Source organism: Kitasatospora sp. NPDC127111, assembly GCF_042677465.1.
In the GTDB taxonomy this organism is placed as follows: Bacteria; Actinomycetota; Actinomycetes; order Streptomycetales; family Streptomycetaceae; genus Kitasatospora.
In genome coordinates, this window is sequence record NZ_JBHXTG010000018.1 from 77,697 (window position 1) to 90,103 (window position 12,407).

Sequence of the window (12,407 nt, forward strand, 5' to 3'; positions counted from 1 at the left end):
CCGCCCACCCCTCAGTACCGCAACGGAGCCTGCTGACATGCACGATGACCGCACTCTGGTCGAGTCCCGCCTCAAGCGCGTCCTGGACGAGCGCATCCGCCCGGCGGTGCACCCCGCGTCCGTCCCGCTGGAGGTGTCGGTCTGGACGGCGCCCGGCGAGCCCGTCCCCGTCGCCGAGGGCCTGGCCGCGCCGCGCACCCCGATCGCGGTCGGCGACGCCTGGGGCGCGCCCTGGGGCACCAGCTGGATCACCGTGACCGGCACCGTTCCCGCGGAGTGGGCCGGGCGGACGGTCGAGGCGCTGCTCGACCTCGGCTTCGACGCCAACATGCCCGGCTTCCAGTGCGAGGGCCTGGTCTACCGCCCGGACGGCACCCCGGTGAAGGGCCTCAACCCGCAGAACCAGTGGGTGCGGATCGCCGCCCCGGCGGCCGGCGGCGAGCGGGTCGAGCTGCACGTCGAGGCCGCCTCCAACCCGGTCATCCTCGACTACCACCCCTTCCTGCCCACCGAGCTGGGCGACAAGGAGACCGCCGGGTCCGAGCCCCGGTACGAGCTGGCGCGGATGGACCTCGCCGTCTTCGACGAGACGGTCTGGCAGCTGGTGATGGACCTGGAGGTGCTCGGCGAGCTGATGGCCGAACTGCCGGTCGAGGGCGCCCGGCGCTGGGAGGTGCTGCGCGCGGTGGAGCGGGCGCTCGACGCGATCGACCTGCAGGACGTCAACGGCACCGCCGCCGCGGCCCGCGCCCGGCTCGCCGGGGTGCTGGCCGCGCCCGCCGTGCCGTCCGCGCACCGGATCAGCGCGGTCGGCCACGCGCACATCGACTCGGCCTGGCTCTGGCCGCTGCGCGAAACCGTCCGCAAGGTCGCCCGGACCACCGCCAACATGACGGCGCTGCTGGAGGACGAGCCGGACTTCGTCTACACCATGTCCCAGGCGCAGCAGTACGCCTGGATCAAGGAGCACCGGCCCGAGGTGTACGCGCGGGTCAAGAAGGCCGTCGCGGACGGGCGGTTCGTGCCGGCCGGCGGCATGTGGGTGGAGTCGGACACCAACATGCCCTCCTCGGAGGCGATGGCCCGGCAGTTCGTCCACGGCAAGCGGTTCTTCCTGGAGGAGTTCGGGGTCGAGAACCAGGAGGCCTGGCTGCCGGACACCTTCGGCTTCACCGGCGGGCTGCCGCAGATCATCCGCAACGCGGGCTCCAAGTGGCTGCTCACGCAGAAGATCTCGTGGAGCCAGGTCAACAAGTTCCCGCACCACACCTTCCTCTGGGAGGGCATCGACGGGACGCGGATCTTCACCCACTTCCCGCCCGTGGACACCTACAACTGCTCCATGAAGGGCAGCGAGATCGCCCACGCGGCACGGAACTTCAGGGACAAGGGGGTCGCCCGGCACTCGATCGCGCCGACCGGCTGGGGCGACGGCGGCGGCGGTACGACGCGCGAGATGGTCGCCAAGGCCGCCCGGCTGCGGGACTTGGAGGGCTCGGCCACCGTCCGCTGGGAGCGGCCCGCCGAGTTCTTCGCCAAGGCGCAGGCCGAATATCCGCAACCGCCGGTCTGGGTCGGCGAGTTGTACCTGGAGTTGCACCGGGCCACGCTGACCAGCCAGGCGCGGACCAAGCAGGGCAACCGCCGCAGCGAGAACCTGCTGCGCGAGGCCGAGCTGTGGTGCGCCACCGCCGCGCTGCGCACCGGACTTCCCTACCCGTACGAGGAGTTGGACCGGATCTGGAAGACGGTGCTGCTGCACCAGTTCCACGACATCCTGCCCGGGTCGTCGATCGCCTGGGTGCACCGCGAGGCGGAGGCCACCTACGCGGGGCTCGCCGCGGAGCTGGAGGCGCTGATCGGCCGGGCGCAGCGGGCGCTGGCCGGGGACGCCGCGGGCGGGCGCGAGCTGGTGTTCAACGCGGCGCCGCACGCCCGGGCCGGGGTGCCGGCCGGCGCGGCCGGGCCCGGCGGCACCGGCCCCGCGGGTGCCGGCTGCTCGGTCACCGCACGGGCGGAGGGCGGCTTCGTACTGGCCAACGGGCTGCTCTCGGTGACCGTGGACGGCGACGGCCTGGTGGTCTCGGCGGTCGACCTCGCCACCGGCCGGGAGACGGTCGCGCCCGGCGCCCGCGCCAACCTGCTCCAGCTGCACCCGGACTTCCCGAACATGTGGGACGCCTGGGACGTCGACGAGTTCTACCGCAACACCGTCACCGACCTGACCGGGGCGGACTCGGTCACCGTGGCCGCCGACGCACCGGACGCGGCCGCCGTCCGGGTGGCCCGCTCCTTCGGCTCGTCCACGGTGGTCCAGACGCTCACCCTGCGCGCGGGCGCGAAGCGGCTGGACATCGACACCGAGGTGGACTGGCACGAGACCGAGAAGTTCCTCAAGGCGGCCTTCCCGCTGGACGTGCACACCGAGCGGTACGCCGCCGAGACCCAGTTCGGCCACCTGTACCGGCCCACCCACACCAACACCAGCTGGGACGCGGCCAAGTTCGAGGCCTGCAACCACCGCTTCGTGCACCTGGACGAGCCCGGCTGGGGCGTCGCACTGGTCACCGCCTCCACCTACGGCCACGACGTCACCCGGACCGTCCGCGAGGACGACGGCGGCACCACCACCACGGTGCGGTTCTCGCTGCTGCGCGCGCCGCGCTTCCCCGACCCGCGCACCGACCAGGGCACGCACCGGTTCCGGCACGCCCTGGTACCGGGCGCCGGGATCCCCGACGCCGTCCGCGAGGGCTACCTGATCAGCCTGCCCGAGCGCACCGTCACCGGCTCCGTGGAGGCGGTCCGGCCGCTGGTGGAGCTGGACGAGGACGCGATCGTGGTGAGCGCGGTCAAGCTGGCCGACGACGGCAGCGGCGACCTGGTCGTGCGCGTCTACGAGGCGAACGGCGGCCGCGCCCGGGGTCGGCTCACCACCTCGTTCCCGCTGGCCGGGGCGGTGCCCTGCGACCTGCTGGAACGCCCCTGGGACGGCACCCGCGGCGAGATCGCGGCGGACGGCGCCGGGGTGACGCTCGCGCTGCGGCCCTTCGAGCTGGTCACCCTGCGGCTGACGCCCGGGGCGTGAACGCTGGGCGGGTCTGACAAGCCGGGCGCCCGGCGGGAATCGTCAGACACGCCCTACGCTGTCCGTCGGCCCCTCCCGCCGGGGCCGACGGACCCGTCCCGCCCCTTCGTCCTGGAGCGCCCCCGCGATGACCGCCTCGCCCACCGCCGCCCCGCTGTTCGCCGCCGTCGACATCGGCGGGACGAAGATCGCCGGAGCGCTCGTCGACCACCGCGGGGCGCTCTCCCACCGGATCCAACTCACCACCCCCGCCCAGGAGTCCGGCACGGCGGTGCTGGCCGTGGTGCACCGGGTGCTGGACCACCTCGCCGCGGCGCCCGAGTGGGCGGCGGTGACCGCCGTCGGCATCGGCAGCGCCGGCCCGGTGGACCTCGGACAGGGCACCGTCAGCCCGGTCAACATCCCCGGCTGGCGCGCGTTCCCGCTGGTCACCGAGGTCGCCGCCCACCCCGCCGTGGCCGAGCCCGGGCTGCCGGTGGCACTGGCCGGCGACGGCGTCGCGATGGCCGCCGCCGAGCACTGGCGCGGCGCGGCCCGGGACGCCGACAACGCGCTCTGTCTGGTCGTCTCGACCGGCGTCGGCGCCGGGCTGGTGCTGGACGGCGGCGTCCGGCCGGGCCCGAGCGGCAACGCCGGCCACCTCGGCCACATCACCGTCGACCTCGACGGCGACCCGTGTCCGTGCGGCTCGCGCGGCTGCCTGGAGGGCATCGCCAGCGGCACCGCCATCGCCCGGCGGGCGCTCGCCGAGGGCTGGCGGCCGACCGGCGAGGACCGCTCGGCCCGCGCCGTCGCGGCCGACGCGCTGGCCGGCCACCCGGTCGCGCTGGCCTCCTTCGACCGGGCCGCCCAGGCGCTGGCCGCCGGCATCGCCGCCACCGCCGCCCTGGTCGACCTCGACCGGGTGGTGATCGGCGGCGGGGTCGCCACCGCCGGCCCGCTCCTGTTCGACCCGCTCGCCCGCCACCTCGACCGGTACGCCGCACTGCCGTACATCCGCGGCCTCGACGTCCGCCGCGCCGAACTCGGCACCGACGCGGGCCTGATCGGCGCGGCCGCGCTCTGCCGCTGACCCCCGCCGCCGGCACACACCGCGTGCTCGCTGCGCCGCGCCGCGAGCCGCAGGACCGCGGCGGGATCGACGACGAACGTGAACGGCTCGGCCAGTTCCTCCGCCGTCCGCCCGGACACCCATGCCCGGAAGTCCGCCGCCGACCTCACCCGCCACCCCGCGCCGTCCGGCCGCACCAGTTCCCTCAACTCGGTGGGCCCGACGTAGCGGTAGCTCCGCCCCCGCATCTCCATGCGCGTCAGCCTAGGGCGCCCGGGGGCTACGCCCCGTCGAAGCGGGCCTGGGCGGCGAGGACGGTGTCGGCGTGGGTGGCGGCCCAGGAGCCGAGGGCGCGGATCGGGTCGAGGAGGGCGGTGCCGGCCTCGGTGAGGGTGTAGTCGACGCGGGGCGGGGCCTCGGCGTAGCGGTGGCGTTCGACCAGGCCGTTGTACTCCAGCCGCCGCAGGGCCTCGTTGAGCACCTTGGGGCTGATCCCGCCGATGCGGGCCAGCATCGCCCGCGGCCGCATCGGGCCCTGTTCGCCGAGGACGTGGACCACCACGCTGTCCCAGCGGTTGGCCAGTACCTCGAAGGCGATCCGGGCACGGCAGTCCGCCGCGAACACGTCCCCGCCCATCCCGTCGGTCTCTTCCACGGGGTCAATCCTGCCGTGCCGATGCCTACCGGATGGTGTGTTTCGGCCCGCCTACCGTCCTGGCTGCGGCGGTTTCGCCGTTCACGACGTGGCACGACTTGATGGGGAGCAGACGATGCGGATCGGCGTTCTCGGCAGCGGGGCGATGGCCGTCGCCCTCGGCGGGGCCTGGGTGCGGGCCGGGCACGAAGTCCTGGTGGGCGGCCGCGATCCCGGGGCGGCGTCCCGGGCCGCGGTGGCGGCCGGCGGTGCGCGCAGCGGTGCGCTGGTGGACGCGGCGGGGTTCGGTGAGGCCGTCCTGGTCGCCGTGCCCGCCGACGTCGCGGCCGGGCTGGTGGGGAGCCTGGCCGCGGAGCTGGCCGGGCGGACGGTGCTGGACTGCACGGTGCCGATGGTGCCCGGACCGGGCGGCCCGGTCCTGAGCACGGCGGGCGGACGGGACTCCGGTGCGGCCCGGCTCGCCGCGGCCGCGCCGGGGGCCCGGGTGGTGAAGGTGTTCGGCGTCTGCCACGAGAGCATCTGGACCTTGCCGAAGCCGGTGTTCGAGGGCGCGCCGCTGGCCGTCCCGTTCTGCACCGACGATCCGTCGGCCGCGGCGCTGGTGGCGGAGCTCGTCACCTCCACGGGCGGTACGCCGCTGCCCTGCGGCGGCCTGGACCGGGCGGGGCTGCTGGAGGCGGCGGCCGTGTTCGCGATCGGCGTCTGGTGGTCCGGAGCCGAGGCCCGCCACGTCTTCCCGGCTCCCGCGCTGGCCCCCGGCGCCGTGGACGACGACCACCGCTGACGTTCCGGCGCCGGGGTCGGGGCCCGCACGGCCCGGCGGGAGCCGTCAGGCGGGCCCGGGGGACGACCGGGCTCCGTGGGGCTCCGCCGGGCCGGGCGGAGCCCCGGTGTCGGTGGGCCTGGGCGGCTCCGTTGCCGCCGGCGGCGTGACCGACTCCTCTGCTGTCCGTACTGGATCTCGAAGCGGCTGGGTTGCGGCGCCGCTGGGTGTCATCGCGGCTGGGTGTCGTGGGCTCGTGGTCGGACCGCTGATGCCGGCAGCGTCGTCGGTGCCGGCATCGCCACCGCCTCCGTCAGTGCGCCGAGGCGCGGCAGCGTCGGCGGACGCGGTGGGCCGGGACGGCGGCGCGCGGGGCCTTCACCGGTACCCGCTGCGGCGGCGCCGGGGGCAACGGCTCGGCCGGGGCCCCGCCCGGCGCGAACGACTCCAGGAACCGGCGCTCGGACTGGCTGAGCCGGCGGGAACGACCGGATTCCCGGTCGCGGGCGACCACCACGGTGCGCGCCCGCATATAGGTGAGCGGATCGCGGCAGACATTCACCTCGACGTGGGCGGAACTGCGGCCCAGCCGTTCCACGGTCACTCGTACCAGCAATGGTTCCGGCCGGTGGTGGAGCTGCTCCAGGTAATCGATCTCGTGCCGGGCGATGATGAATCCGGACGGGAAAAGGGATTCCCGGACGGCGACCGCGTGGTGGCGGAACAGGTCGTAGATCCCCTCCTGGACGTACGAGACCAGCCGGACGTTGTTGATGTGCCCGTTCTCGTCGACGTCGCTCCACCGGGTGGGGCAGGTCAGGACATGCGCGTTCGGGTTCGGCGCGCTCACTGCTTCTTCAGCCCGGCGTCGCCCCGGCCGCCGGCCGCGGAGGGCAGCAGCGCCCGCTGCAACCTGGCGTAGTAGACGGCGTGTTCGGCGGCCATCCGGGCGGCGGTCCAGCCCTCCTCGGCGGCTTCGGCGGCGGCCTGGACGACCAGGCTGTCGAGCACCCCGTCGACGGCGCGGCACAGCTCGGCCACCGCCGCCAGGCGCTCGCGGACGTCGACGCCGTCGAGGCCGGCCCCGCCCCGGGCCGGGAACGCCGTGAACGAGTCCACCGCGAGCCGCAGATCGTCCACCGCGTCGGGCCGGATTTCCGAAAGGCAATTGCGCAAGGTTTTCTCCCGAAAATGGTACGGCATTGTCTGATTCGTTCGAATTCACCGGAGCTGGTTCGGACGCGGATCGCGTAACCCCCCGGTACGACGGACGCTATCCCAGCCCGGCCACGGCATTCGCCGGTTTACGCGGGCGGACGGGAAACTGCCCACCATTGGAGTAGTTGGGCGGGGCATAAAATCTGCCGCATCAGCCGAATGCGCCCGGCGTGGCGGCACCGCCACGCGGCCGGGACCGTTCGGCGGCACGGCGTCCGCACCGCTCGGCGGCCCGCCGGCGACCGCCCCGGCGCGCGCCACGTTCAGCGGGTGTCGCCCCAACTCGGCCACCAGCGCGCCTTGTACACCTGCGTGCCCGGCAACACGCGGACGCCGCCCGGGCGGTGGAGCGTGAGCACCGAGGTGCACCAGGAACAGGCCCCGGCGTGGTCGGGGGCGGCGGTGAGCAGCCGGCCGGTGCCGGGCTCGTCGCCGACGCTCTTGAGGTCGCGCTCGGCCGCCTCCCCGCCGAGCCGCACCCGGGTGAACCGGCCGCCCGCCGGGTCGTACTGCCACAGGTGGGTGGCGGTGCTCACCCAGAACCGGCCGGGCGCGGCCAGGACCGGCGCCAGGTCGTGCCCGCCGGACTCCGGCAGCGCGACGCTGCGGACGACGGTGAGGACGGGCACCGCCGGCGTGCCGCCCACCCGCAGGGCGGTCAGCAGGTCGTCTCCCACCGCCCAGAGCAGCCCGGTGCGCCCGTCCCAGTGGACGCCGTGCGCGCCGGGCAGCCGGTACTCGGCGTACCCGGTGCTGCGCGGGCCCTGCGAGGCGGTGTAGAGCCGGACCCAGCCTCCGGTGCTGGCCGCGACGGCGACGTTCCCGTCCGGGAGCAGCTCCACGCTGTGCGGGTTGGCGGCGCGGCCGGTGTCGGTGGCCCAGTAGGCGCCGCCGGTCGCGGTGTCGACGACGGCGGCCAGTCCGCCGGAGGCGGTGGTGAGCAGGTGGCGCCGGCCGGCCCTGGTCCGGCTCTTCGCCTCGTCCGGCATCGACCAGGTGCGGGCCGGGGCCAGGTCGGCGAGGTCCGGCGCCCGGTCCGCGCTCCAGGACCACACCACCGGCAGCCGGTCCGGGTGCCGGTGGGCCGTCGGCTCCTCGGAGCTCCGCAGGACGAGGACGCGGCGCGAGACCTGGTCCACCACCGCGACCGCCCAGCCCGGCCGCACCGCCCCGGCCGGGGCGGTCGGCACGCCGAGTCCGACCAGCACCACCGCCACCAGCGCCGCCCGCGCCATCCGTGCCGACCGCAGCCCGCGCATGGACCCTGCCTCTCCGCCGTCCGGTCCTCGGTCCCCGGTCCCCGGTCCACCGTGCGGGGCGGCGGGCCGCGCGGCCGGCGGGCGCGCCCGGACGACCGGCCACAGCACCCCGCCCGGCCCACGCGCTCCGCCCCCACCCGGCCCAGTCGGCGGACCCCGACCCGCCGCCGGCCGATCCGGCACCGGCCCGATCCGACGCCGGCCGGTGCGACGCCGCCGCGGCCCGACCGGCAGACTGCCCCAGCAGGAGATCGAGACCAACACCTGGTGACCCAGCGCCCGTCCGGCCGATCTCGCCGGACAGGCCCTTGCACCGACGACGAGGACCGGCGCCCGCTCACGGCATCAGCAGTGGCGGCCGCCTTCGAACGAACGGCCGAAGCCCCGCGCGCCCGGGTGCACGCCTCCGGCCACTCCGGAGCGGCGACCCGCTACGTCTGGCACCACAGGCAGGCCGGCCGGCTGCGCTGCTCGACCGGCTCCGTGCCGCGCCGCACCGAGCTGCCGTTCGGCGGTGCGCACGTGCCGTCCGCGGAGCTCACGCCGATCGTCGCGGCCTTCCCGGCGGACGACCTGCCGGGCGTCGTGCCCCGCACCGAGGGCCGCGAGGTGGACCGCCCGGACGGTGACGACCCGTGGGCGCACGACGCCGAACCGCCGCCCCTTCGGGTCCGGGTCCGCGACGTGGCACGCCCACCCCGGCCAAGCCCTGACACCCCGACCCCCCTGCCCCCAGCCCTCAATCCCCGCCCCCAGCCCCCGGCCCCCGGTCCCCAGCCCCCGGCACACCGGCACGAGCCTTCCCCCGGTCAGTGGCCGGTGGCGGACGCCTCCGCCGAGGCGCGCAGCAGCAGGTCGCGCAGCGCCGTGGCGGTGTCCGACGGCTCGGCGGGGGTGAGGACGACCTGGTCCGCCGTGGTCGAGGGGCCGGCGAGGGGAATGGTCCGCAGGCCGGGCGGCTGGTGGTCGAGTGCGGACGCGACGGTGATGCCGATGCCCGTCCCCGCGGCGACGTGAGCGGCGATGGCGTGCACGCTGTCGGCGGTCCTGATGATGCGCAGGTCGGCTCCGCCGATCTCGAAGGCGGACAGGAGGCGGTCGCAGAGACCGCTGTTGATCTGGTGGGGCCAGGTGAGCAGGCCCGTGGTGGAGAGTTCGGACGCGCTCAACTCGGTGTGCCCGGCGAGGGGGTGGGCCGCGGGTACGAGGGCGACGAACCTCTCGGTGGACAGCAGCCGCGCGCGTACGCCCGTGAGGTCGTCGGTCGCCCAGCCGATGCCCAGCCCGATCGTCCCCGCCCGCAGCGCGGTGAGCTGGGCCGTGGTCGGCATGGCCTCCGGAACGATCGTCACATCGGGGAACCGGTCGCGCAGTTGCGGCAGGCACCGCAACAGCAGTTGGTGGCCGGTGTATTCGGCGTGGGCGACGACGAGGGTGGTGCGGGTCCGCTCACCGGCGGCCAGGGAGCGTCCGCGCTGCTGGAAGCGGCGCAGCCGCGCCAGCGCGTCGCGGGCGTCGGGCAGCAGCGCCTCACCGAGGTCGGTCAGTGACACCCGGCGGCTGGTGCGGTGGAACAGCCGCCCGCCGAGGGTGCTCTCCAGCCGCCTGACGGCGTCGCTGACGGTGGGTTGCCCCCGGTGCAGCCGCGCGGCGGCGCGGCCGAAGTGGAGCTCTTCCGCGACCGCGACGAACGCTTCCAGTTCCATCCTGTCCACCGGACCAGGCTAACGCGATCGATCGGTGCGACCGATCGCTGCGTGTCGGAGTTCGGCGTTGATGCCGTGCCGTGCCCGGGGTGTGATGGCTGGGCAAGCAAGGGCCCCACGACCGGAACGAGCCGGGGCCCGCGATCGGAAGTGGTGAACAGGCATGACAGTCAAGGACGTCGTTCGCGAGCAGGATGCGCCGGTGGTCACGGTCACGGTGGTCTACCACTCGGTGCACGGGCACACCCGGGTCCTGGCCGAGCACCTCGCCGACGGGGCGCGGGGGGTGCCGGGCGCCCGGGTGCATCTCGTCGAGGTCCGGCCCGAGGACGTCGTCGCGGGCCGTTGGCACGACGCGGAGGTGCTGGCGCTGCTCGACCGCTCCGATGCGATCGTCCTCGGCTGCCCGACGCTGATGGGCAGCGTGTCGGCGGTGTTCAAGGCGTTCATGGAGGCGGCGTTCACGCCGTTCACGACGCAGGCGTGGAAGGACAAGCTGGCCGGAGGGTTCACCATGTCCGCCTCGCAGAGCGGCGACAAGCTGGCGGTCCTGGAGCAGTTGGCGGTCTTCGCCGCGCAGCTGGGCATGCAGTGGATCGGCGTGGGCGACATGCCGGGCAACAACTGGAGCGGTGGCAGCCGCGACGACGTGAACCGGCTGGGCTCGTGGCTGGGGCTGATGAGCCAGAGCCACGCCGACCAGGGGCCGGAGCGGGCCGGATCGCGCGGCGACCTGATCACCGCGGAGCGGTACGGCGAGCGGATCGCCCGGCTGACCCAGCGTTGGGTCAACGCCGTGCCGTACGACACCTCCCGGATGACCGAACACGAGGCCCGCGCGCTGTCGGCCTCCCTCCGGGAGACGGACGGCGCACCGGCGGCGCTGACCGGCGCCTGACCGGCACCTGACCGGCCCGGACCGGCCCCGACCGGCACCTGACCGGCCCGGACCGGCCCCGACCCGCCCCGACCGGCACCTGACCGCTCAGGGGCGGACCGCAGTCCCGGCCCGCACCGCCCAGCGCCCCACCCCCACCCCCTCAGTTCCGCCCCGAGACCAGGTCCGCGAGGCGGGCGATCGGCGAGGTGGTGGGCCGGCCGGTGGACTCCTGGCGGTCGGCGGCGTGGTACGCGGCGTAGAGGGCGTGCACGCCGAACCAGCGCAGCGGTTCCGGCTCCCAGCGGCGGACGGTGTGGCCCACCCAGGGCAGCCGGGTGAGTCCGGTGTCGTGGCCGAGGACGAGGTCGCGGAGGGTGCGGCCGGCCAGGTTGGCGGTGGTGACGCCGCTGCCGACGTAGCCGCCGGCCCAGCCGAGCCCGGTCCGCCGGTCGAGTTCGACCGTGGCGCACCAGTCGCGCGGGACGCCGAGCACGCCCGCCCAGGCGTGGTCGATCCGGGCGTCCGCCGCGCCGGGGAAGAAGCTGTCGAGGACCGCCCGGAGCTGGCGGACGGTGGCCGGCTGGGTGCCGCCGTCCGCGTCGGTGCGCGAGCCGTAGCGGTAGGGGACGCCGCGCCCGCCGAGCGCGATCCGGTCGTCGGCGGTGCGCTGCGCGTACATGTAGGCGTGCGCGAAGTCGCCGAGCACCTCGCGGCCCGCCCAGCCGGCCTGTTCCCAGAAGGACGGCGGCAGCGGCTCGGTGGCGATCATCGCCGAGTTCATCGGCAGCCAGGTGCGCCGCTCGCCGCGCAGCCCGGCGGTGAAGCCCTCGGTGGCGCGCAGCACGTGGTCGGCGGTGACCGTGCCGTGGGGGGTGACGGCGCGGGCGCGGGACCGGCCCGGTTCGGCCGGGTGGACGGCGGTGACCTCGCTCTGTTCGTGGATCCGCACGCCGAGGCCGGCCACCACCCGCGCGAGTCCGCGGGCCAGCTTGGCGGGCTGGATCCGCGCACCGTACGAGGTCCAGGTGCCGCCGAGGGCGCCGGCGATCCGGATCCGGTCGGCGGTCTCCCGGGCCGTGAGCAGTTGGACGCGGTCCGGGCCGTAGGCCGCCTCGGCCGCGGCGAACTCCCGCAGCCGGGCCAGCTGGGCGGGGGTGCGGGCGACCTCCAGGACGCCGCCGCGGACGAGGTCCGCGTCGATGCCCTCGGCGGCGACGGTGTCGGCGACCTCGCCGACCGCCCGGTCCATCTCGCGCTGCATCGCGGCGGCCGGGCCGGGGCCGTGGCGGCGGGCGAAGGCGGACCGCCCGGCGAAGCCGTTGTACAGCCAGCCGCCGTTGCGCCCGGAGGCACCGTACCCGCAGAACCGGCGCTCCAGCAGGGTGATCCGCAGCCCGGGGTCGGCCTTCTTCAGGTGGTACGCCGTCCAGAGCCCGGTGTACCCGCCACCGACGATGCAGACGTCGGCGTCCGCGTCGCCCGCCAGGGCCGCCCGGGGCTCGGGCAGCCCGCTCTCCGCGTACCAGAACGACACACCGCCGTTGACGGCCGGGGTGTCGTCACCGTTGCGTGCCACGGGAAACCTGCCTTCGCTCGATGATCTCCCCGTTTCCCCCGGACGCTACGCCCGGCCCCGCGCCCGGACCACCGACATGCTGCCAGGAACGGGCGGGCCGCCCGTGCACAGTGTCAGGCCCCGAGGCCGTGACGCGGATCACCGTCACGCCCGCGCGGGCCGCGCCGTCCTCCGTCCGTCCTCCGTCCGTCCTTCGACGAACGAACGAGTC

The 12,407-nt window shown here is 75.4% G+C and carries 10 protein-coding genes; 4 read left to right on the forward strand and 6 right to left on the reverse strand.

Features of this window, described 5'->3' with window-relative positions; genetic code table 11:
- Positions 1-37 precede the first annotated feature (37 nt).
- Positions 38-3,088 carry an alpha-mannosidase gene (locus tag ACFVHB_RS14415; protein WP_380320420.1) on the forward strand — a complete coding sequence of 1,017 codons (3,051 nt, stop codon included), beginning with the start codon at positions 38-40 and terminating at the stop codon, positions 3,086-3,088.
- A 127-nt stretch (positions 3,089-3,215) separates the two neighbouring features.
- A complete protein-coding gene (locus tag ACFVHB_RS14420) occupies positions 3,216-4,160 on the forward strand; it encodes an ROK family protein (RefSeq protein ID WP_380320423.1) in 945 nt (314 codons plus the stop codon).
- 259 nt (positions 4,161-4,419) lie between these two features.
- Here ACFVHB_RS14420 and ACFVHB_RS14425 read toward each other — a convergent pair whose 3' ends face one another.
- Complete coding sequence (locus tag ACFVHB_RS14425; protein ID WP_380320517.1) at positions 4,420-4,776, reverse strand: winged helix-turn-helix transcriptional regulator; 357 nt, start codon at positions 4,774-4,776, stop codon at positions 4,420-4,422.
- A gap of 133 nt (positions 4,777-4,909) precedes the next feature.
- Between ACFVHB_RS14425 and ACFVHB_RS14430 the strand changes: the two genes are divergently transcribed.
- Positions 4,910-5,578, forward strand: coding sequence for an NADPH-dependent F420 reductase (locus ACFVHB_RS14430; RefSeq protein WP_380320426.1), 669 nt, complete (start codon positions 4,910-4,912; stop codon positions 5,576-5,578).
- 292 nt (positions 5,579-5,870) lie between these two features.
- Here ACFVHB_RS14430 and ACFVHB_RS14435 read toward each other — a convergent pair whose 3' ends face one another.
- The 4 genes from ACFVHB_RS14435 to ACFVHB_RS14450 form a co-directional block, all read right to left on the reverse strand.
- Positions 5,871-6,407, reverse strand: a complete 537-nt coding sequence (locus ACFVHB_RS14435; protein ID WP_380320429.1) for an acyl-CoA thioesterase — start codon at positions 6,405-6,407, stop codon at positions 5,871-5,873.
- Positions 6,404-6,733, reverse strand: a complete 330-nt coding sequence (locus tag ACFVHB_RS14440; protein WP_380320432.1) for a hypothetical protein — start codon at positions 6,731-6,733, stop codon at positions 6,404-6,406. The genes ACFVHB_RS14435 and ACFVHB_RS14440 overlap by 4 nt, the downstream gene beginning before the upstream one ends.
- A 305-nt stretch (positions 6,734-7,038) precedes the next feature.
- A complete protein-coding gene (locus ACFVHB_RS14445; protein WP_380320435.1) occupies positions 7,039-8,034 on the reverse strand; it encodes a DUF6528 family protein in 996 nt (331 codons plus the stop codon).
- 809 nt (positions 8,035-8,843) lie between these two features.
- Positions 8,844-9,740, reverse strand: coding sequence for a LysR substrate-binding domain-containing protein (locus tag ACFVHB_RS14450; RefSeq protein ID WP_380320519.1), 897 nt, complete (start codon positions 9,738-9,740; stop codon positions 8,844-8,846).
- Positions 9,741-9,903: 163 nt separating this feature from the next.
- Here ACFVHB_RS14450 and ACFVHB_RS14455 point away from each other — a divergent pair, with 163 nt between their 5' ends.
- A complete protein-coding gene (locus tag ACFVHB_RS14455) occupies positions 9,904-10,638 on the forward strand; it encodes a flavodoxin family protein (protein ID WP_380320438.1) in 735 nt (244 codons plus the stop codon).
- A gap of 142 nt (positions 10,639-10,780) precedes the next feature.
- Here the strand turns inward: ACFVHB_RS14455 and ACFVHB_RS14460 are convergent, their stop codons facing one another.
- Positions 10,781-12,196, reverse strand: coding sequence for an NAD(P)/FAD-dependent oxidoreductase (locus ACFVHB_RS14460; RefSeq protein ID WP_380320441.1), 1,416 nt, complete (start codon positions 12,194-12,196; stop codon positions 10,781-10,783).
- Positions 12,197-12,407 lie beyond the last annotated feature (211 nt).